General features: G+C 64.3%; 22 protein-coding genes. 15 read left to right on the top strand and 7 right to left on the bottom strand.

Translation table 11 applies throughout. The features are described 5' to 3' along the window. Positions 1–66 precede the first annotated feature (66 nt). Together C1922_RS19030 and C1922_RS19025 are read left to right on the top strand one after the other, a co-directional pair. Positions 67–579: a hypothetical protein gene (locus C1922_RS19030; protein WP_108751206.1), complete on the top strand. Its 513-nt coding sequence runs from the start codon at positions 67–69 to the stop codon at positions 577–579. Positions 580–715: 136 nt separating this feature from the next. Further along, on the top strand, positions 716–2,530 hold the full coding sequence (locus tag C1922_RS19025) for a M3 family metallopeptidase (protein WP_108751205.1): 1,815 nt from the start codon (positions 716–718) through the stop codon (positions 2,528–2,530). Between the two features lie 24 nt (positions 2,531–2,554). Here the strand turns inward: C1922_RS19025 and C1922_RS19020 are convergent, their stop codons facing one another. Continuing rightward, positions 2,555–3,226, bottom strand: coding sequence for a VOC family protein (locus C1922_RS19020; protein WP_108751204.1), 672 nt, complete (start codon positions 3,224–3,226; stop codon positions 2,555–2,557). 322 nt (positions 3,227–3,548) lie between these two features. Here C1922_RS19020 and C1922_RS19015 point away from each other — a divergent pair, with 322 nt between their 5' ends. The 4 genes from C1922_RS19015 to C1922_RS19000 all read left to right on the top strand — a co-directional run bounded on the left by C1922_RS19015 (position 3,549) and on the right by C1922_RS19000 (position 6,392). Beyond that, on the top strand, positions 3,549–3,917 hold the full coding sequence (locus C1922_RS19015; RefSeq protein ID WP_108751203.1) for a hypothetical protein: 369 nt from the start codon (positions 3,549–3,551) through the stop codon (positions 3,915–3,917). 99 nt (positions 3,918–4,016) lie between these two features. Then, positions 4,017–4,376 carry a hypothetical protein gene (locus C1922_RS19010; protein ID WP_108751202.1) on the top strand — a complete coding sequence of 120 codons (360 nt, stop codon included), beginning with the start codon at positions 4,017–4,019 and terminating at the stop codon, positions 4,374–4,376. Positions 4,377–4,648: 272 nt separating this feature from the next. Next, on the top strand, positions 4,649–5,089 hold the full coding sequence (locus C1922_RS19005) for a DUF2231 domain-containing protein (protein WP_108751201.1): 441 nt from the start codon (positions 4,649–4,651) through the stop codon (positions 5,087–5,089). Continuing rightward, positions 5,082–6,392, top strand: a complete 1,311-nt coding sequence (locus C1922_RS19000; protein WP_108751200.1) for a sorbosone dehydrogenase family protein — start codon at positions 5,082–5,084, stop codon at positions 6,390–6,392. Before C1922_RS19005 ends, C1922_RS19000 begins: the two co-directional genes overlap by 8 nt. Before the next feature lie 183 nt (positions 6,393–6,575). Here the strand turns inward: C1922_RS19000 and C1922_RS18995 are convergent, their stop codons facing one another. Beyond that, positions 6,576–7,238: an exopolysaccharide biosynthesis protein gene (locus C1922_RS18995; protein WP_108751199.1), complete on the bottom strand. Its 663-nt coding sequence runs from the start codon at positions 7,236–7,238 to the stop codon at positions 6,576–6,578. A 168-nt stretch (positions 7,239–7,406) separates the two neighbouring features. Between C1922_RS18995 and yidA the strand changes: the two genes are divergently transcribed. The 3 genes from yidA to C1922_RS18980 all read left to right on the top strand — a co-directional run bounded on the left by yidA (position 7,407) and on the right by C1922_RS18980 (position 11,522). Then, positions 7,407–8,240: a sugar-phosphatase gene (gene yidA, locus C1922_RS18990; protein ID WP_108751657.1), complete on the top strand. Its 834-nt coding sequence runs from the start codon at positions 7,407–7,409 to the stop codon at positions 8,238–8,240. Between the two features lie 433 nt (positions 8,241–8,673). Further along, entirely contained in the window at positions 8,674–10,992 is a 2,319-nt protein-coding gene (locus C1922_RS18985) for a TonB-dependent receptor (RefSeq protein ID WP_108751198.1), read from the top strand. 158 nt (positions 10,993–11,150) lie between these two features. Then, positions 11,151–11,522, top strand: coding sequence for a hypothetical protein (locus tag C1922_RS18980; protein ID WP_325051577.1), 372 nt, complete (start codon positions 11,151–11,153; stop codon positions 11,520–11,522). On the opposite strand, the gene C1922_RS18975 is transcribed toward C1922_RS18980, so the two are convergent. Both C1922_RS18975 and C1922_RS18970 read right to left on the bottom strand, forming a co-directional pair. Then, on the bottom strand, positions 11,445–11,963 hold the full coding sequence (locus tag C1922_RS18975; RefSeq protein WP_199912202.1) for a cold-shock protein: 519 nt from the start codon (positions 11,961–11,963) through the stop codon (positions 11,445–11,447). The two genes, C1922_RS18980 and C1922_RS18975, sit on opposite strands and share 78 nt — an antisense overlap. A gap of 38 nt (positions 11,964–12,001) precedes the next feature. Further along, on the bottom strand, positions 12,002–12,349 hold the full coding sequence (locus C1922_RS18970) for a hypothetical protein (protein ID WP_108751196.1): 348 nt from the start codon (positions 12,347–12,349) through the stop codon (positions 12,002–12,004). A gap of 861 nt (positions 12,350–13,210) precedes the next feature. On the opposite strand from C1922_RS18970, the gene C1922_RS18965 reads away from it, so the two are divergent. The 4 genes from C1922_RS18965 (at position 13,211) to C1922_RS18950 (ending at position 16,160) form a co-directional block, all read left to right on the top strand. Next, positions 13,211–13,471 (top strand): hypothetical protein, encoded by a 261-nt coding sequence (locus C1922_RS18965; protein WP_108751195.1) that lies wholly within the window; start codon positions 13,211–13,213, stop codon positions 13,469–13,471. Positions 13,472–13,555: 84 nt separating this feature from the next. Next, positions 13,556–14,272: a DUF429 domain-containing protein gene (locus C1922_RS18960; protein ID WP_108751656.1), complete on the top strand. Its 717-nt coding sequence runs from the start codon at positions 13,556–13,558 to the stop codon at positions 14,270–14,272. Between the two features lie 10 nt (positions 14,273–14,282). Then, positions 14,283–14,708: a hypothetical protein gene (locus C1922_RS18955; RefSeq protein ID WP_108751194.1), complete on the top strand. Its 426-nt coding sequence runs from the start codon at positions 14,283–14,285 to the stop codon at positions 14,706–14,708. 129 nt (positions 14,709–14,837) lie between these two features. Next, positions 14,838–16,160: a S41 family peptidase gene (locus tag C1922_RS18950; protein WP_234413395.1), complete on the top strand. Its 1,323-nt coding sequence runs from the start codon at positions 14,838–14,840 to the stop codon at positions 16,158–16,160. A 65-nt stretch (positions 16,161–16,225) separates the two neighbouring features. Here the strand turns inward: C1922_RS18950 and C1922_RS18945 are convergent, their stop codons facing one another. Beyond that, entirely contained in the window at positions 16,226–17,131 is a 906-nt protein-coding gene (locus C1922_RS18945) for a LysR family transcriptional regulator (protein ID WP_108751192.1), read from the bottom strand. Between the two features lie 123 nt (positions 17,132–17,254). Here C1922_RS18945 and C1922_RS18940 point away from each other — a divergent pair, with 123 nt between their 5' ends. Beyond that, entirely contained in the window at positions 17,255–18,094 is an 840-nt protein-coding gene (locus C1922_RS18940) for a nitroreductase family protein (RefSeq protein ID WP_108751191.1), read from the top strand. A 341-nt stretch (positions 18,095–18,435) separates the two neighbouring features. Here C1922_RS18940 and C1922_RS18935 read toward each other — a convergent pair whose 3' ends face one another. After that, entirely contained in the window at positions 18,436–18,984 is a 549-nt protein-coding gene (locus C1922_RS18935; RefSeq protein ID WP_108751190.1) for a hypothetical protein, read from the bottom strand. Between the two features lie 674 nt (positions 18,985–19,658). Further along, positions 19,659–19,907 carry a hypothetical protein gene (locus C1922_RS20445; RefSeq protein ID WP_159092040.1) on the bottom strand — a complete coding sequence of 83 codons (249 nt, stop codon included), beginning with the start codon at positions 19,905–19,907 and terminating at the stop codon, positions 19,659–19,661. Between the two features lie 266 nt (positions 19,908–20,173). Here C1922_RS20445 and C1922_RS18930 point away from each other — a divergent pair, with 266 nt between their 5' ends. Beyond that, entirely contained in the window at positions 20,174–20,458 is a 285-nt protein-coding gene (locus C1922_RS18930) for a hypothetical protein (RefSeq protein WP_108751189.1), read from the top strand. The last annotated feature ends 93 nt before the right edge of the window (positions 20,459–20,551 follow it).

The raw sequence follows: 20,551 nt of genomic DNA, 5'->3' as shown, positions 1-20,551 counted from the left end.
TCGGAAAAACGCGATTGTACGGCGCAGGGTAGGATGGTGCGACCGAACCGGAATCAGGATGATCCCATGTGCTGCCGCCGTTCCCTTGTGCTGCTGGCCCCTGTCGTCAGTCTTGCCCTGGCCGCCTGTACGCAGACGCCGCAGGCCCCGCAGGCGCAACCTGCAGACGCTGCGCCCGCCGCGGCACAGGCCGCCGCCCCCGCAGCCGCCCCGGCAGCGCCCGCCACGCCGGCCTGCCCCCATGAGCAGTTTGATACCTTCCTGAAGCATTTCGGCAACGAGATCGCGCTGCAGGAAGCGGCCACCGCCGACCCGCTGCGCGACAGCTACGTCGATGCCGGTGCCGAGCCCGAGCCGAAGACCGTGGAAAAGCAGGTGCCGCTGGCCGAGGTCGAATGGCCGGTGATGCCGGATCCGGCCGGTCTGTCCGGCCGTGGCCGTGAAATGACCGTCACCGCGCAGGCCGATGGGCAGATGCAGGTGCTGATGCGCACCCCCGATACCAGCGACCAGCAGGTCTACACCTTCGCCCGCACCCCGTGCTGGACGCTGGTCAGCCGGGCCGATGAATCGATCTGAACAGCGCCGGCCTCGCGCCCCCGGTACAGTCGAGCTTGCTCGACCCACGCCCCGGTAGAGTCGAGCTTGCTCGACTGTAATTTCCCGCAGTCGAGCAAGCTCGACGCTACAAGGACATGCCATGAACATCCGCAGGATGCGAACCTTCGCCCACGTCGCCGCGCTGTTGCTTGCCACCGGCACCGCCAGCGCGCAGGCGCTGCACGCCGATGACCGCGCGTACTTCGCCAGCGCCAGTGCCGAGCAGACCGCGCGCTCCGTCCTGGCCGAACAGACGGCGGCGCTGCAGGCGGCGACCGGGAGCGATCCCGCCGTGCGCTTCCGGCAGGCCGAGCAGCTGCAGGCGCAGTGCCTGCGCCACTATGCCTATCTGCACCTGCAGGCCGGCCGCGATGCCCGCGGTCGTCGCCCGGCGCAGGCCTTGGACCAGGTGATGGGCTTGTGCGGCAGCATTGCCCGCGCCGGCAGGGCGGCCCTGCATGCGGCGCCGGCCGATGCCGCCTGGGCCAACGCCTACCCGTTCCTGCGCGAGCGCGCGCAGGAGGAAGCCGCCCTGCCCAGTAACGCCGCGCTGGATGACGCGGTGGATGCGCTGGCCGGCCCGGCCATGGACAGCTTCGCACGGCTGCGCCGACAGATCATGCGCACGGCCGTCTATCCGCAACTGCAGGGCGAGGGGCGGCAGTGGGACACCGGTGCCGACCGGCTGGCGCTTGCCCAGCAGCCCGACCGCGCGCTGCGCGAGGCAGGTTGGAAGGGCTACCGGCAAGGCCTGCAGTCGCGGCGCGATCCGATGGCGTCGGTGCTGCTGGGGCTGGTGCAGGTGAACGACAGCGCCTCGCAGCTGCAGGACCACGCTTCGGCTACCGAGCGTGGCTATCGCCACATGGGGCTGGACACCGCCACCGTGCAGACCACGCTGGCCGCGGTGGAGCGCCATGCCCCACAGCGCGATGCCTACCAGCAGCAGCTGCTGCGGCATGCAGAAAACAACGGCGTGGCGAACCCGCAGCCCTGGGATACCACGGTGCCCGATGCCGGCTACGTGCCGCCCGTGCTGACCCTGCAACAGCTGCGCGACACCGCCGCCGACGCCATGCAGCACCTGGGCCCGGCCTACGTGGAAGAGCTGCGCACGCTGCTGGATCCTGCCAGCCACCGGATGGACCTGGACACCGCGCGCGGCCAGCGCAGCCAGGATGCGTTCCCGGTGTTTGCGCCCGATGCACCCGCGCTGCTGTTCGTGGGCCAGCGCAGTGGAGATCTGGAAAGCGACGTGGAGATCGTCCACGAAGCCGGGCACAGCCTGCACGGGCAGTGGATGCAGCGGAACCATGCATCGCCGCTGCAGCTCAATGGCAGCGCGTGGCTGACCGAAGCGTTTGCGATCTACAACGAGCTGCGCTTCCGTGACCGGCTGTACCAGCAGGCGCAGGATCCGCGTGCCAAGGCGTACTACCTCAAGTCGCTGCTGGACGACATGGTGCTGCAGGTGTTCACGTCGGCCGAAGAAGCGCAGCTGGAGCGATCGATCTACCAGGGCGTGGCCAACAACACCCTGGGCACTGCCGATGATCTGGACCAGCTTACCGGGCAGGTGTTGGCGCGCTATGGCCAACAGCCGCAGCGCTACCCGGAACTGCGCAATGCCTGGATCGGCAAGCGCTTGATGTATGAAGACCCGAACTACCTGGTCAACTACCTCTACGCCGGGCTGCTGGCCGTGCAGTTGTACGCGCTGGACCAGCAGGATCCGGAAGGCTTCCGCGTGCGTTACCTGCAGGTGCTGGGCGAGGGCTTCGATCGCGCACCCCAGCAGCAGGTGGCACAGCTGCTGGGGCATGCGCCCGACTGGCCCGCGCTGGTGGATGCGGACATGCAGGTGCTTGAAAGCAACGTCGCCCAGCTGCGCGCGCTGCATGCGCAGATCGACGCCCAGCGGCGTCGTTAGGGGGCGCTGGGCGTGGCGGCTGGCTCAGGTGGCAACGACCCGCCAGCCACGCGCGTCGTCGTGCAGCTCACCACTGCCAACCACTCCACCGATCTGCAGTACCAGGCCCTGTGCGTTGGGCAGATCTTTCTGTTCGGGGAACCAGCGGCGGTCGGCGGCCACCACGATCAACAGGCCCTCGTCGTCGCCCATAGGCGCGAACTGCGCCGACGGCGGACTGAGCGGCTGCAGGCCGAAGCAAGCACTGGCGGCGGCACGTACTGCATCCGCATCATCGCTGGGCAGGCCTACCTCGCTCAGGCACTGCAGTTCACTGCCGTGGAAGGCGCCGGTATGCGTGCCGGCCGGCAGGCGCCTGCGCCCGATCAGCTCCAGGATCAGGCCGTCGGGGCCGGTGAAATACACCGACTGCGACTGCCAGTTGCTTTCCAGCGCGAAGTAATCAATGCCTTCGGGATTGCGCTGCAGTGGTGTGCGCTCGCGCAGCCACGCCATCGCTGCGGCGAAACGATTGTCGGGCACGTTGAAGGCCAGATGCACGCCGCCGGTGGGGTGGTTGCCGGCCGGTTGCAGGTCGATCGTGCTCCAGCCGACATGCACATGGTGGCCGACCACGCGCTGCTGCAGCACGTTGCGGAAATAGTCCGCCACGGTCTCGACATTCGACACCGGCAGGGTGAGATGCAGCAGGCGCATGTGTGATCCTCCATGAAGCACTGGGGCGAGTGTAGCGCTGGGCGCCTTTCACCCGCGTCATCGCCCGCGCAACGAATCGTTACGCCGCCACGGCATGCTCTGGCGGGTGCCAACCTTGGTTGGCACACTCCGTCCGCAACCGCGCCCCGCCGCACGCTCTGGTAGGTGCCAACCTTGGTTGGCACTGGCCGTCCGCAGCCACGCGTTGCGACAGGGGCTTGCACTGGCGGCCACAACCGCAACAATGCACCGCTCAAGGACGTCTACAGGGGAAGGGCATGCACGGACTGATGGCACAACACCGCGCCGTGGGTGAAACCGCATGGCCATGATCCTGGCGCTGGTGCTGCTGGCACCGCTGCTGCCACTGGCCCTGCTGGTGCTGATGTGGCGGCGTGCACCGCGCTGGCAGGGCAACCCGTGGCTGTATCGGGCGGGCTTCGCCTTCCTGGCCGCGCTGCTGTCGCCCACGCTGCTGATGGCCGGCCACGGTGGCCTGCCGTGCCCCACCTTCGGCGGTCTGATACTGGTGTTCATGCGGCTGGAGTGGATTGGCGATCTGCAGTTGAACCTGATCGCGTTTGGCAGCAAGGACGCCGCGATCCTGTCCGCACCTTTCCTGGTGGTGTTTGCCGCCGCCATGTTGATCCCGCTGCGCACCGCGCGCCGCGCCAGCCTGACGCTCGAATGATCGCGCCCCCATCGGGCGCCCATCAGCCTGGTAGGTGCCAACCTTGGTTGGCACGAACCGTCCGCGCCAAACATGCGATCTGCCTTTGAAGGACTACCGATGGTCAGCAAAGACTCAAGCAGCGACGGCCCCGTGGATGCGGCGTTCCGCCCCGTCCTGACCTGGATGGCCAACGAAATCGCAGCCGGCCGCCCGCCACAGACGGCAAACGTGTACCTGCGCACCGCCGATACGTGGGAGGCCATCACCGGCATCCTCCAGGACTACGGCGAAACCCTGGTGCCGCTGCCGGAGACGAGCTGGGAATCCTCGGTGTGCCAGTGGTACGGGCATCACTGGCAGGTTCTGGTCGACCTGTACACGGAGGGAGAGGGGCGAAGCGATCTGGTGATGCATGTCGACATCACCGAAGCCGATGGCGGCTTCGACTACACCCTGCACCTGGTCCATGTACCCTGATCACGCGCGACCGTAGAGTCGAGCAAGCTCGACTGCTCCGGCCCTTCGTAGAGTCGAGCTTGCTCGACTGCCGTAGCCAAGAGCAGTCGAGCAAGCTCGACTCTACCAATGCAAAGCAGTCCGCATCGCCCGGCATTCCAAGCCAAGCCGCGGGGTGTGTCCCGGCACATCCATCCAAGCCCGGCCGTGGCCCCAGCCGCCATCATCGCGTTGCCTCCCGGCCGCTTGTGCTACTACGGCCCGTGCAGTCCTTCCCCCATCGGAGCACGACCATGGTCAACCCCGTCGCCCAGGCCCATCGCGGCTTGGGTACAACGCTTTTCAGCCTGCTGAACCCCATACCGTTCGGCTTCTTCGTCGCCGCGCTGATCTTCGACATCCTCTACCTCAACACCGCCGAGGTGATGTGGGGCAAGTCCGCCGCCTGGCTGATCACCTTCGGTCTGCTGATCGCCATCATTCCGCGCCTGATCAACCTGTTCGCGGTGTGGCGCCGCAACAGCACCGCCACCGGCGTGGACCGTGTGGATTTCGTGCTGAATCTGCTGGCCATCGTGCTGGCCATCTGGAACGCGTTTGTGCACAGCCGCGACGCCTACGCGGTGGCCGTGCCGGGCACCGCGCTGTCCGCGCTGACCGTGGCTCTGATCGCGATCGGCTACATCCTGTTGTCACTGCAGGCCCCGGTGCTGCAGGGAGGTCGTCATGGCTGAGCGCATTCTGCCCACGCTGGGCATCCTTTCCCTGGCGGTCATGCTGGCCGCCTGCGCAGGCAAGGCCGAATATCACCCGGCCGACCAGTCCGGTCCGCAGCCGCCGCTGCCCAAGCCGGCCAATTTCCTCATGCCGCCCATGCAGGTGCCCAAGGGCGTGGGCTGGGCCGAAGGTCAGGCGCCGGCCGTGGCCGAAGGCCTGAAGATCGAGCGCATTGCCGCCAACCTGCAGCACCCGCGCCGCCTGCTGACCCTGCCCAATGGCGATGTGCTGGTGGTGGAAGGCAATGGCCCCGGCGAAGAACCCGTCACCACGCCCAAGCAGTGGATTGCCGGCAAGGTGAAGGCGCGCTCGGGCAAGGCCGGCAAGGGCGGCAACCGGGTCACCCTGCTGCGGCGCACGCCGGGCACCGATACCTGGACCCAGCACGTCTACATCGAAGGCCTGCATTCGCCGTTCGGCATCCAGCTGATCGGCGACACGCTGTACGTGGCCAACACTGGCAACATCATGCAGTACCAGTACGTGCCGGGTGCCACCCGCATGGCCGACAAGGGCCGCGAGTTCACCGACCTGCCCAGCACCATCAACCACCACTGGACCAAGGAACTTCTGGCCAGTCGTGATGGCAGCAAGCTGTACGTGGGCGTAGGTTCCAACAGCAACATCACCGAGAATGGGCTGGCCGTTGAATACCGCCGTGCCGTGGTGCTGGAAGTGGACGTGGCCACCCGTGGCAGCCGTATCTACGCATCGGGCATCCGCAACCCCACCGGCCTGGACTGGGAGCCGAGCACCGGCGCGCTGTGGGCGGTGGCCAACGAGCGCGATGAGATCGGCGCCGACCTGGTGCCCGATTACCTCACCTCGGTGAAGGAAGATGGCTTCTACGGCTGGCCCTATAGTTATTACGGCCAGCACGTGGATGAGCGCGTGCAACCGCAGCGGCCCGATCTGGTGGCCAAGGCGATCAAGCCCGACTACGCCATCGGCTCGCACGTAGCACCGCTGGGCCTGCTGTTCTACACCGGCCAGTCGCTGCCCGCGAAGTACCACGGCGGCGCGTTCATCGGCGAACACGGCAGCTGGGACCGTTCACCGCTGAGCGGCTACGAAGTGGTGTACGTACCGTTCAAGGACGGCAAGCCGACCGGCCGCCCGCAACCGGTGGTGACCGGGTTTGCATCGAAGGATGAAAAGACCCTGATGGGCGCCCCGGTGGGCATGGCGATGGATGCCGAAGGCGCCCTGCTGGTGGCTGATGACGTAGGCGACGTCGTCTGGCGGGTCTCGGCAAAGTAGCGGAATTGTAGAGTCGAGCCATGCTCGACTGCTTCGGCTGTGGCCTTTTGTAGAGTCGAACCATGCTCGACTGCTTCTGCCAACAGCAGTCGAGCAAGCTCGACTCTACGAAAGGCGAAGAGCAGTCGAGCACGGCTCGACTCTACAAAAACAAAGGCAAGAGCAGCCAAGCATGGCTTGGCTCTACAGTTCCGCGGTGCTCCCGCGCAGCCCGCTGAACACCGATTCGGCGGCAAACCCCACGCCACCCAGCAGTACGCCGAAGTACACCATCGTGGCCACCACGAACGCGTAACCCGCCGCGACGGCGGCGCCATCGCGCTGGATGAAGCCGATGGCAAACGACATCAGTGCCAGCGCCGGCAGCGTATTGCTGAAAGGAATCGGCCCGGCCGGGGCCATCAGCAGCAGCGTGGCCACCACCAGCGCCACATTGTTCACGCGCATCATCTTCTTCGAGCGCACCATCACCGCCAGCCGCATCGGCTGCGACAGGCGCTCCATGCGGTGCACCCACTTCAGGGCCCGGCCCAGGTTGGCGCGCAGCTTGTCGGTGGCCACCTCGCGCTCGGCCAGGCGCTGCGGCACCCACAGCGGCCGGTCGCGCACGCGGCTCAGGCCGATCAACAGGATGGACGCACCAAACACCGTGCTCAGGCCGGGAATGGACACCGGAATCAGGAAAATGGCCGACAGCAGGATCACGATCAGCATCAGCCCTTCATCGCCCAGCGCCTGCAGCAGGGTGCCCACGCGGATGTGCTGGCCCGGCAGGCCGTCGATCAGGTCTTCAATCTGCTGTGCCAGCGGGGCGGTGTCGGTGGCCTCGGGGGCGCGGTAGGTCATGCGTCTGGATCTCCAGGGTAGGGCGGTCATGGGGGCCGTCCTGCGGTGGGGCGCACAGGCTTGCCGAGTATGGCCGCCAACGGCGGCGCGCGGCTGAACCGCACATGAGAACGGCAGCCGCCGCCGGCCTGGCCTAAAATGGAGGGCCCCGCGCTGGAAATGAAACTGATGGACATGGGCCGCAGGCAATCGACCATCCAACTGGTCGCCATCGATATGGATGGCACCCTGCTGGACCCGGCACACAAGCTGACCGCACGCGCCAAGCAGGCCATTGCGCAGGCCCGCGCGCTGGGCGTGCATATCGTGCTGACCAGCGGCCGCCCAGTGTCCGGGCTGGCGCCGTTCCTGCAGGAACTGGGCATTACCGGCAACGACGATTACTGCATTGCCTGCAACGGCGGCCTGGTGCAGCGCATCGGCACGCGCGAAACAGTGGTGGAATTCCCCCTCAGCTTCGATGACTTCCTGTACTGCGAACAGGTTTCGCGGCAGCTGGGTGTGCACTTCCAGGCCCTTGATGGCCAGCGCCTGTACACGCCCAACCAGGACATCAGCCGCTACACCGTCATCGATTCGCACCTGTCCCACGTGCCGCTATCGTACCGCCGCGTGCAGGACATGGACCCGTCGATGTCCTTCATCAAGCTGATGATGATCGACGAACCCGACGTGCTGGATGCAGCCATCACCCGCCTGCCGGCCGAACTGACCGAACGCTTCGCCGTGCTGAAGAGTGCGCCGTTCTTCCTGGAAGTGTTCGACCACCGCGCTGGCAAGGGCCCCAGCCTGCAGCGCCTGGCCGAACACCTGGGCATCGATCGCGCCAACGTGATGGCCATTGGCGATCAGGAAAACGACCTGACCATGCTGCAGTTCGCCGGCACCAGCGTGGCCATGGGCAACGCCATCGACGCAGTGAAGGCGGTGGCGCGTTTTGAAACCACACCGAACACCGACGAAGGCGTGGCCCGCGCGATCGAGCGCTTCGTGCTGCAGTAACCACGCGCCCCGGCCCTGGTAGGTGCCAACCTTGGTTGGCACACAGCCCACGCGCAATGTTCCCGGCACCGAAAAAGCATGCCAACCAAGGTTGGCATCTACCAGATCGCGGTGCCGGCGGTAGATCCACGCCATGCCTGGATGACCAACCCCCAACCACGCGGCTATCCCCGCGTATAGCGCCGCCATACCCATCGCCATCGCTGCTGTACCACGGCGCAATGGCTAACGCGGGCCACCGATGCCAGAATTTCGCACGCCGAAATCACGCCCTCGAACGCCGCCGCAGATGATCGTCCTTCTCTGCAGCTGACCGGCGCGCACAGCGCCGGAACCCCCAAACGCAGTCGCACCACCAGCCAGGTCGCCGCTCGTCGCGCCGCCGTGCTGGGCGTGCGTCTGCGCTATTTTCCCAACGCAGCTGGATTCGCCCATGAACACGCCACCCACGCAGCGCCTTGCGCTGGCCATCGCTATGTCCATTGCTTCGTCGGCCCATGCCATCGAAGTCCACGACACCGCCCACGACACCCCGGTCACCCTCAACGCCCTGCAGGTAATCGCCACGCCCCGCAGCGCCGCCACTGCACCCACGCAGGTGGTCGGCCCCAATCGCTACATCATCAATGCCACCGATCTCGATGCCATGGTGACCGGCAACAACGGCCTGGCCATGCTCAAGCAGGTGCCCGGTGCCAGCTACACCGCCACCGACGGCCTGGGTCTGGATATTTCCGCCACCAGCCTGTTCGTGCGCGGCTTCCGCATGAATGAAATGGGCATCACCTTCGAAGGCGTGCCATTGAACGACAGCGGCTTCCTCTCGCTTACCGGCACCAGTGTGGTGAACGTAGGCGTGCCCGATGCCATCGGCGCCATCACCGTCAGCCCCGGTGGCGCGCCGGTGCACGTATTTTCCAGCAGCGCCAACGGCGGCAGCCTGGAATACCGCCTGCGCGATCTGCAGGACAGCCCCAGTCTGCGGGTCAAGCAGGGCGTGGGCAGCAACCGCACCTTCGTTACCACGGTTTCCGCGCAGAGCGGGCAACTGGGCGAACACGGTCCCAAAGTGCTGGTAGACCTGCAGCGCGTGTCGGCCGATAAGTACCAGGGCGCCGGCACGCAGGATTTCCTGCGTGGCAATCTGAAGGCACAGCAGGACGTGGCGTGGGGTGACATCACCCTGTTCGTGTCTGACAGCAAGGCCAAGGTATGGGGCTACAACAACATGTCCTTCGACATGATCCGCAAGCTGGGCTGGAAGGCCGACAGCTTCTACCCCGATTACGCCTGGGCGTACTACGTGGCCTCGCCGGAGAACGCCGAAAAATCCTGCGGCACCTATACCTGCGGCGAACTGTCCGAACTGATTCCGTACGACACCGGCCAGGTCACCCGCGACCGTGTGGCATCCATCAATCACCGTTTCCAGATCACGCCCACGCTTAGTGGCAACGTGCAGCTGTACAACGCCAACAGCCATACCCAAGCCACCCTGACCGACCCCACCGTGCCTTCGCCCAATGGCGCGCCGTTTTCCGAGCAGGTGCAGACCCCGCGGGTAAACCGTCTGGGCGGCATGGCCAATCTGCAGCTTGAAGCCGGCGCACACACGTTCACCGCTGGCGTCTGGCAGGAAAAGAGCAAGGCCGCGGCCCGCACCGATTGGTACCAGCAGCCGCTGCTGGGGCAGGGCGCACCGCTGAAGGCGACCGGCCCGTTCGATGTGTACGGTCCCGCGTTCCAGACCGACAACGCCTCGCGCTGGGTTACCCGCTCGCAGCAGTTCTACCTGCACGATGACATCGCGCTGAGCGATACGCTGAAACTGGGCGTCGGCTTCAAAGCCGTGGATTTCCGCACCGAAGGCGGGGGGCTGGGCGATGCGCCGGACCGCCCGGTGAACGGCGCGCTGCGTGCCAAGGACAACTTTCTGCCGCATGCCTCGCTGTTCTGGAGCCCCAACGCATCCACCGACGCGTTCATCGATCTGGCCAGCGGCATGAACGGCTACCGCGTGGCCCAGCGCGGCAACATCGGTTACACCGCTTCGGCGTGGACCGTGACCGATCAGGAAGAATTCGACCGCATTGCTGACAGCCTGCGGCCGGAAAAGAACTGGAACCTGACCGTGGGCGCCACCCATCGCTTCGACCGGCTCACGCTCACCGGTGATGTGTTCTACAGCGATATCCGCAACCGGCTGCTGTCTGCGGCGGTCGGCACCCAGTTCGCGCAGATCAACACCGTGCGGCTGATGCCGAAGATGCACGTGATCGGCGCGGACCTGGGCATCACCGCCGATCTGGGCGACCACCTGCAGTTCTACCAGGGCGTGGCGGTGGCCCGTTCGTACTACGACAGCGATTTCGTGGTGGGCGATACCGTGTACCCGATCAAGGGCAACGCGCAGCCCGGTTACCCGCAGGTCTCGCTGGTAAGCGATCTTTCCGCGCACTTTGGTGACTGGCGCGTGGGTGCCACCAGCACCTCGTACCTGCGCCAGCCATTCACGTACCAGAACGATATCCGCGTGCCCACGTTCTGGCAGGTGAACACCTATGCCGCCTACACGCTGGGGCAGGGCAGCGTGCTGCCCGGTCTGGAACTGCGTTTGGATATCAGCAACCTGTTCAACCGCAACAATATCGGCACCGCCACCATCGCCGGCTCGTCGTTCTCGGGCGACTACCAGACCCTGCAGCGCAGCGCCCCCCGGCAGGTGATGTTCAGCACCGCCATCGCGTTCTGAACAGACGGGGTCAGATCCCTTCCGCAGGAAGGGCTCTGACCCCACGCGCAATGTTCCCGGCACCGAAAAATCATGCCAACCAAGGTTGGCATCTACCCATTCGGGTGGGGTCGCACCCACGCAAGGTTCCCACAATGTTGCCGGAGCATGCTGTCGCCATGGCCCAGCCCGACCCCGTGTTCCTGCCCACCCGCCCGCGCGCCCACGGACGCCCGCGTCCGGTGCCCTATGCGGCCCCGCAGGTCGATCTGCAGACCGAATACCAGTTCTGGCAGGCCTACGAACGTTTGGTTCGGCCATTGCCCGGCGGCGGCCTGCGCTTGGCCTGGCTGGTGTTCCACCAGGTCTACCGCGCCCGCCAGCGCCACCCCCACGACAGTCACGCCAGCGCCCTGGGCCGCGTGTTGTTCGGCAGCAACATGACCCCCGAACGCGCCGCCGAACTCCAGGACCTATACGGCCTGGTCAGCCGCCGCTTGGCCGCCCTGGCCAGCCGGGGTCAGATCCCTTTTCGCAGAAAAGGGCTCTGACCCCGAAGCCCCGACATCCACCCCAAACACACACCGCGCATCATCCGGCATCCCTCGCTGCATGCGCAGAATCCGCGTCTGCACCCACGACGGCTCGCCAGCGCCCATCACATCACCCGGCGCGATCCCCAGCCACCGTTGGAAACGCCGATGCAGCTGCGCGATATCCGGCGCGCGCCACAGCGCATCGGCTGGCATGCGGACCAGCACCAGCGGCGGGGCATTCTGCACATCCATCACCACCACGCCCTTGCAGCGCACCTGGAAAGCCGAAGCGCCACCATCCTCGCTATGGAAATCGAACCCCTGCCGGCCCTTTGCCGTAGCCAGGCCGCGTGCATCGCCTTCCAGCAGCGAGTAATCGAAATCCTGCAGGGTGGTGTAAGCGTTCACCTGGTCCTCGGGTGCCGCGGGCCACTGCCACCACAGCGTGGCCGCCACCACGCCGCACGCGGCCACCGCAGCAAGCAGGCGCGCCCTCATTGCGGCCGCACCCGGTCCTGGATGAAGCTGTTCAACGCCAGCGCTGCCATCGCCAGACCTTCCATCACGAGGTCGCCCACGTATTGGTCAGGATCGCCGTTCTGGCGTGCGCGCTCAGCGGCCAACAGCAGTTGCTGCACCACGCGCTGCCCAGCCAGGGCGCAGTCGGCGTCGCACAGGGCGATCTGCCGGCTGCGCAGCGGGTGGCGTTCCGGCCATGGCTGGCCGTCAGCGGCAACGCCGCCGTCCACGCTGCGCAGGATGGCCAGCAGGCTGGTGGGGTCCGGGGCGGGTTCGGCCGCTTCCAGGATGGGGCGCGGGGGAGGGCAGTGCGGTGTGGTCATGGCAGGCTCCGTGCAAGCAGGCAGAAGCCGCCACCGATAAGGGTGGCGGACGATGCGTGGCTCGAAAACCGGACTAGGGATACAACCGGCGGGTACAAGACCCCCACGCACCGTCCGCCATAGCCGGCAGACGGATTGCCAGCCGGCACCACGCGCGGTGATGCCGGCTGACAAGCGTAAACAACATCCCTAGAACTCGGGTTTTCGACGCCCGGCCACCCGTTGTCGGTGGCGCTACCAGAGTTGCCTGATGCTGTTGGGAATGCCAAGGGCTGCGGGCCAAACCCGCCAATGCCAGAGACGTTTTCAGAATTGTTGCATAGTGCGATTGCGTGGTGAGACGTTTGGGGCGCAATGGTTTCGGTAGGTCAGTGGAAAACTGCAGGGCTTCACGATTAGGAGGTACTTGCCGTGGCATTTGCGACAGCCTCTCGGTCGGCCGCTGGTTCTGCCTACGTCCCTCGCGGGCTGCGAAGGCCGTGCTAGATTCATGCAAGAGGGAATCGCACGGGGTGTACTTTCATGGATGCATCGGCTGAGAAGTGCAGGGCTTCATCAGAACGACGATCTCTGGTCAACCTGCGGGCCGCATCATGTCCCCGGCTATCGCTGATTGCTCCGGCGTTACTGCTGGCAGCGTGTTCGAGCGCCCCGGCATCGGCACCATCAGCTCCCTTCAATCATCCAGCGTCCTTTGAAGCGCGGAGTGGATCAACCACGGACGCATTCAAGCGAGACATCGAGCGCTTGGCGAGCACACGCTTCGGCGATGTCGATGCACTCGAGACACAGCTTCACACACGACTGGGGCCGATAACGCGACAGGGGCTGCGGAATGAGCGGACCGCAGAAGGTGGAAGTTTGGGCGGGCTTGCGCTGTACAACATCTCTTTGCGAAGCGCTGCGGACGATCCCGGGCATGCGAACCTGAGCTTTGAGTTTGAACCACCCAGCATCGTGCTTCGCGAGTTCGCCTGGGAGGGAGCGGTCATGCATCCCCCTCACCCTGATGCGCCGGGTTCGCGCGCCTACTGGAACGTGCAGCTGGGCGAAGCCGCCGTGGTTCTTGGGCTCGATACTGATAACGCGACGCTGGTTTACGTTTCGATCAGTCAACACTGAAAAGCCAGCCGCCATGGCGAATCTGGGAACATGGCGGGTTCCGATACCCATAACGGGAAGGGGGCAACAAATGGGGGCCAGACAATGAAGCGCGAGCCAGGCTGTGTCGGCGTAGACGGGGCGAAGTCAGGTTGGATTGCCGTTTGGTGGGAAGACAACGAACTGAGCCACTGCGTGTACAGCAGTGCGCAGTCTCTCGTGTATGCGCACCCGCAGGCCCGAGTCATTGCCGTGGACATTCCAATGGGCCTGTCGGATCGCGATGGGCGAATGGCAGACGTAGAGGCCCGGAAGTTTGTGGGAGGCCGACGGGCGTGCAGCATATTCTCCTCGCCGGTCAGGGGAATTCTCGATGCCACATCTCAGCCCGAGGCATCGCGCAGACACCGGGCGATAGACAACCGCGGCTTTGGCGCGCAATCGTTTGTGATCCTGCCCAAGATTCGCGAGTGGGATGACGTGCTGCAGGCAGACCCGCACGCACGTGCAACGGTGTGGGAGATCCATCCTGAAGTGTCCTTCGCCGCGCTGAACGGCGGTCGTGGCAAAGGGCTGGCACCGAGGAAGAAGTCGCAGGAGGGCGCGGCCTTGCGAAGCGAGTTGCTTGCGCCGGTGTTTGGCTCCGAACGCATTGCGCGACTTCTGCAATCCGTGTCGCGCCGGCAGGCGGCGACGGACGATGTGCTCGATGCGCTGGTTGCGCTATGGAGTGCCGACCGCATCGCTGCGGGCGCGGCCGTTTCTCTACCGACGCCTGCCATTCTCGATGCCACCGGTTTGTCTACAGCAATCTGGTACTGATGCAGCCCCAATGACTGAACTCACTTTCCGCATGCTGGTCCTGCTGACCCTGATTGCCACCGTGGGCGGCATCGTGTTCGATGAGATTGGTGCCAGACAGCTACCGAAGGTGTTGCAGGAAGAGCGGCTCAGAATCAAGAATCGAGTGGTTGCGTACAGCAAGGCGCATCCCATGTGTGGGCTCCTGCGTATCCTGCTGGTTACTGGATACCTGGCCTCTCTCATCGCGATTGCATTCTTTGTGCCGTTCGCCCCCTGGTTGCTCCTGGCATTCACGCTGGGGTGGAGCGTACTCACGGTCATCGATGCGCCCCATGTCATTTCGCGCCCGGCATCGCTGTTCTACGAGGCATCGTTGCTTCTCAACGGCGTCATTCTGGCGCTTTGCTTCTTCTCGTCCCTGTCGGCCAGATTCAGCTCGGGCTTTGCTGGCTGAAGGCAGGACCATCGTCCAGGGCAATGCTGTTTCGTTACGAATCAACGACGCAGCAGTTTCGCTTGCCGGTACGGACAAAGCGCCATAGGATCATCGCTCTCGTGTACACGGATGGTGCCGATGCCACGCATGGCTTTTCTGCTTCTGGCAATGATCTTCAGTGCTTCCGCGCAGGACGAAACCGTGTGGAAGGGGACCAGCGCACATTCGGTGGTCGATGGCGCCGGCGACGTCCTGGATAAGGACGGCGCTGCGATTGAGCTGTCTGCCGAATCCACCGGCGAGGCGAGTTTCGTTGGTGCGATCACATCCCTGGATGCAAGTTCGTTCAGGGGCAGGAACGTGCGGCTTGCCGGCCGGCTGCGCGTGGATGACGGGACTGGCGCCGGCGCGCTCTGGCTTCGTGTTGATGGCCCAACGGGACGGCTCGCATTTGCCAGCTCCGGTGGCGTGCCTGTGCGTTCCGGTGAGGGAGCACTCGAACGCGAACTGCTGCTGTATGTTCCGGAAGCCAGCACCAGCATCAAGTTCGGGGTCACCTTGGGCAGTGCAGGCGCGCTGCACGCCGAACAGCTCACGCTGACGTCGGCGGCGGTGGAAGCGACTGGCGTATCTGCCTACGCCATGCTGGCGCATGCGCTGCCCCTCATTCGCGCGGAGGCGTTGAACACAGGCAACGTGAACTGGCCTGCCGAAGAAGCGGCGCTACTCACGGACGATCGGAAGAAGCTTCCCGCGCAGGAGGCATATGCGGAATTGCGTAGGGTGCTGGACGCGCTTGCTGACCGCCACAGCCTCCTTCAAGCACCGAAGGATGCCTCGGCGCATCGCGCGCAGGCCGTTCGCAGCCGACCGATGGAGTCCCGATCCATTGCGGACATCGGCTACATACTGGTGCCGGGGCTGCGCGGTATAGGCAAGGACGACAGGGGCGCGTTCACCGCGGAGCTCTGCAACCGCATCGCCACCTTGGCACCGACCTCAACCAAGGGCTGGATCGTTGATCTTCGCCAGGACAACGGTGGCAACATGTGGCCCATGCTCAATGGGCTGCACTCCCTGCTGGGCGATCACGATGCAGGCGGCTTCCGCGATCGGCAGGGAAAGACGAGGACATGGCGCTCACGCGCCAGCCCGGAATGCCAGGCTGATCTGTCCAACAGCCGCGTAGCCGTGCTGGTGGGACCGAGGACGGCGAGCTCCGGTGAGGCCGTGGCCGTTGCATTCAGGGCCCGACCCGGAACCCGGTTCTTTGGACAGCCAACTGCAGGTCTTGCGACGGCCAACACCACCTTCCCGCTTCCCGATGGTGGGGCGCTGTTGCTGACGACCGCGGCGATGGTTGACCGGGAGGGTACTGAGTACCCCAAGGGGATCGTTCCGGAAAGCACTGTGAGCCGGGATCAGGATGCCATCGAGATGGCTGCGGACTGGCTTCGTTCGGCGCCGTAGGCTTGGTATTGCCTCGTGATTCGATGTCCGCTTTTGGCCGGAAGCGGACACCGCCCAGGCACCAGTCACCCAAACCGACCTGGATCTCCCCAATACTTCAGTATCCAGTCGATGAACGCCGATAGCCGCGCACTTCGAAGTCCGCCCGGCGGATAGATGATGCGAAGTGGGAAGGACGGCCGGCTCCAGACTGGAAGAACTTCTACCAGTTCACCACGCTCCAGCAGCGGTCTTACGCATAGCGAAAAATGCTGCCCGATGCCCAGCCCTGCCTGCAGAAGCGCAACATGTGCTTCTCCATCATTGGTGGTGAACTTCGCAGCTTCGATTTCCACGCGCTGCCCGCTGTTCTCGAAGACCATGGGCATGGGCCGCTCGGTTCCAGGCGGGAAGTAGCACGCCAGGACATGGCCCTCCCTGAGGTCATCAGGATGCACTGGTGTGCCGTGCCGCCGCAGGTACTGCGGTGATGCATAGGTGCCGTAGTCGAGGCTCATCAGTTGACGTGCAACCAGCAGTGGGTCCCCCAGTTGGCCGCCGCGGATCACGCAGTCCACGCCTTCACCAACGATGTTGACCTGCCGGTCGCTGACGCCAAGAGCGATGTCGATCTCCGGATACGCACGGGAGAATTCGCTCAGGGCGGGAATCAGGAGATGACGTGCCACCGTTGATGGGACATCAATGCGAAGCCGACCTTTCGGGCGGAGTCCGTGCGCCTTGATGGCATTGTCGGCTTCGTCGATTTCTGAGATCAGGCGAATGGCGTGCTCGTAGTAGGCAAGGCCTTCTGGGGTCACGCTGACCTGCCGGGTTGTCCGCTGAACGAGTCGCACGCCTAGATGCTCCTCAAGATCAAGGATCAGCTTGCTCGCCGTTGACCGCGGCATGGACAGCTGCGCCGCGGTACGACTGAAGGACTCCGTCTCGACCAGACGGGCGAATACCCGCATTGCCCACAGCTGGTTCATGGCTTATCGGCGCCTCTATTGGCCATCTGTGTAGACAATCATGCCATCGGAGCGGGTTCAATGGACGGGCAATGCTCCATATCCTGATTTCCCTGTCGTTATCCCACTACAGAGAATCATCAGATGAAAACCCAACAAGAGCTCTTGAGCGCCCGGTACGGTCCGCAGCCAGTCCCCGATATGCTCTGGAACGACCAGATTGCCGCTCTCGTGTCTCACAGAACAGCACGCGCCTACCTGTCCGCCGCGATCAAGCCTGGTTCCATCGAAGCGATCGTCGCAGCAGCACAATCCGCATCCACTTCATCCAATCACCATCAGTGGAGCGTCGTTGCCGTGAGTGATCCCGCACTCAAGGCAAGGCTCTCGTCTCTGGCCCAAGGATCGGCCGGCCATGGCAACCCGCATATCGACGAGGCGCCCGTGCTTCTACTGTGGGTGGCGGACCTCTCCCGGAGCGCTGCAATCGCAGTGGAGGCCGGCATGCCGAACACCGCGCATGGCCATCTGGACGCTTTCCTCATGGCGAGCGTCGATGCGGCGTTGGCGTCGCAGAACGCAGTGGTCGCAGCAGAGTCGCTCGGGCTCGCCGTCTGCTACATCGGAGGCATGCGCAACCGTGCCGCAGAAGTTGCGGAACTGGTCGGGCTTCCCGATCTCAGCGACGTTGTGTTCGGGATGACGCTGGGGTATCCGGATCCTGAGCGCATGAGTGCGTTCACACCCCGGCCGCAGCAGGCGGTCGTACTGCACCACGACCGCTACGACGTAAAAGCGTCAATGCAGGCATTGGGCACCTACGATCATGCCTTCGACGAAATGCGCGGGGCGCTGAGGGAACGCTTCGGCTTGAATCTCAAGGAGTGGCGCGAGGGGGTGCGTGGATCCGTGGAGATGAGCTACATGGACGGGAGGGAGAACCTGCGAACGACCGTCCAGGAGCGAGGGTTCAAGCTCAGGTAGGTGGAATAGTCAGGTGGGGGCGGTTCGCCTGCCCCCGATTGCGATGTCCGCACTTGGCCGGAAGCGGACCCTGGAGCGGCTTGGCGGCTGGCATGGCCGGCTGCCTGCAGGAACCTATAAGGACTCCATCGCGGTAGAGCTGTCTTTTTGATGGCGCCGCCGGGGTTCCATTCGAATCCGCTCGACCTGCAGGCACTTTTCGCGATCTTCGACGACGAGCGGTACCCGTTCTATGAGCAAAAGATCGCAGCCTGAGCCGGTACCAAACGAGTCACCTTCTCATACAGTTTGAAGTGGACAAAAAAGGTGCAGCAAGCTGCGTCCCTTGTCCGATTGGCACATCATGCTGCTGCAACAGCTCGCGCGCGGCGCAACGCCCACGCAACAGCTCGCCATATCACCAGCCGGCTGATCGCGGCGATCAGCATCGGTACGCAAGCCACAAGCGCCGGCAGCACGGGACCGAAAACAAAGGTCATCCCCACCACGAAGCCGAACAGGTACTCCGCTCGGTAGACCGGGAGCAGTACAGCAGCCACGAGCAGCGCCATCATTACCTGCGTTGCCGCCGCTTCACCGCCGGCTACGAAGGCCACCGATAGCGCGATACCTCCAAGCAGCGAGCCTAGGAAGCCGGCCATGGCCGGAATGAGTAACCCCTGCCGCTCGCGTGCTCGACGGGTAACGCTCCAGCCTGCCAATGCACCCAGCATGGGCATCACCAGGAGCGCCCACAGATTGGAGATCGCCGGCAGACTCGCATCATTGAGCAGATGGTGGCGCAGAATGCCGCCGTGAGTGTGCTCCCAACCCAGCTGCAGCGCAGCGGCGACCGTGCCAAGGATGATGGCGCAGAGCGACAGCCAGTGAGACTTTTGAATATTCATCATCAAATCTCTATGAGGAGCGTTGTGGCTATAGGAGTCAAAGCATAGGAACGGCAAAGGCGGCACACAATGTGACTGGCGGCACCATGACGAATGGCTGCAACGTCTAGGCAAGGTGCGCCGTGATGCGGTGCTATGGGACATATCCATCGCCTGCTTAGCAAACCAAATCTGACGGACAACACTGCGATGGAAGACCACCGGGTGACCTTCTGCACCGCGAACCTGGTCGTTGGCCGGCTGGTAGAGGACGAGATCATTGTCAAGAAGGCGGGCCGTCGGTGCAATCGCGTTCTCTACGCGGCGCAAGTGATTGAGGCCCTGTCCAGGTCGTCTTCCGAGTGAGAGCGTGTGTAGTTCTTCGTGTAACAGAATCGCCCCCGCCTTCGTGCGCTACCGACATTCGGGGGGATGTCCGCTTCTGGCCGAATGCAGACATGCCTGCGCCAAGCAATACGACCAGGGTTGTCCGAGCGCGCTCTTTTCCCGGAGCGGTCACTCGTGCCGCCGCCGATCCTACCGATGGGTCCGGCTACACGCTGGCTTGTTAGCTGGGCTCAGGCGCCCTAGGATCGAGCCATGTTAGAGCGGCGTTCCACCTGGCGGTGTTTTGGAGGGAACTCGTATGGCCGGACACACGGGTCCGTCTACCAGGTAGTTGGGTAGTCTTTTGAACTTCAGGGTGTGTGACGAATGCCAGAGAAATTCCTCCATGCCGCACTCGGGGCGCTGATAGCGACACCGGGATTTCTCGTGCGGCGTCCCATCGAGTAGACGCCATGGAAGATTCCAGGATTCACCAAATCTGGGTTGATCTCGTATGCGGCGATCATCACTGCTGCTTCTGTGACGCACGGATAGAGCAGGACCTGCAACCAATCCTGCTTCCGCTCGCTGGAGACGCCATTCAAGCCCTCAGCGCTCACGGCTCCTGCTTGGCGCAGCGCCTTGATAGAGCTGTTCCGTATCTGGCCCCCGGCGAGGCGTGCGAGTGATGATCCCCAACAGAGCAATCAAGCCGACGCCGCTATCTAGCAGGGTCCAATTGCAGAGCTCGACGTCCCCGTCTGGCCGAACGCCAACGGCCCGCTGTGGCTGGGTCGTATCGTCCGTTCCAATGTCCCCTTAGAATCCACGGTAGTCGCTTTCCGGCTTGTTCATTTCCGGTTTGCAGTTCCATCATGGAGGCACCATGGGTCGTGAAGTTGTCAGGGTTCCTCCTGGGTTCGAGCATCCGCTGGATGAAGAGGGAGGCTACATCGCGGGTGGCCACCACGAGTTGCTCTACGACGCAGATCCTGCATCGCGTACGGCCTTTCAGATCTATGAGAATGTCAGCGAGGGCACTCCGGTCAGTCCCGTCTTTGAGACCGCTGAAGCACTTGCCCAATGGCTGCGACATGAAGGCTGGGAACAGGAAGCCATTGATTCTCTACTCGAGGCCGGGCACGCGCCATCATTCATCGTCCGGTCCTGACTCCGCTTCTTGCCGCTTGTCGACCCTGTCAGGTCGAGCAGCGGGCACGTCCGTCTGCCCAGCGATCTCCAGCGCGTCATCAATTTCGGTGCT

It is taken from the genome of Stenotrophomonas sp. ZAC14D2_NAIMI4_7, assembly GCF_003086675.1.
In the GTDB taxonomy this organism is placed as follows: domain Bacteria; phylum Pseudomonadota; class Gammaproteobacteria; order Xanthomonadales; family Xanthomonadaceae; genus Stenotrophomonas.
The sequence above is the reverse complement of the archived record's forward strand: the minus strand, read 5'-3'. Positions and strand labels throughout refer to the sequence as shown.